Annotated in this window: 1 protein-coding gene; it reads right to left on the bottom strand. The window is 68.1% G+C overall.

All coding sequences use genetic code 11. The annotated features are described in order from the left end of the window. Positions 1 to 13: 13 nt before the first annotated feature. On the bottom strand, positions 14 to 260 hold a 247-nt coding region (gene tatA, locus ACZ3GY_RS24325; RefSeq protein ID WP_465912345.1), incomplete at its 5' end, for a twin-arginine translocase TatA/TatE family subunit.

Raw genomic sequence — 260 nt, 5'->3', positions numbered from 1 at the left:
ACCGGGGGTCAGGTCAGTGGCTGCCCGGCGTCCCCTGGGTTTCGGCCGGGGCGGCGACCGGCGCCTGCGGAGCTGGAGCCTGCTGCACCGGGGCCTGGGCGATCTGGGCGGGCGGCGGCGTGACCGGACGATTGGTCTCCTCGTTCATGCCCTCCTTGAAGCTTTTGATGCCCTTGCCGAAATCGCCCATCATTTCGGAAATGCGGCCACGGCCGAACAGGATCAGGACCACCAGCGCCAGGATGATCAGGTGCGGTAGG

Source organism: Pseudomonas sp. PME37.24/006, assembly GCF_055556635.1.
This window is presented reverse-complemented; position numbering and strand designations above follow the sequence as displayed.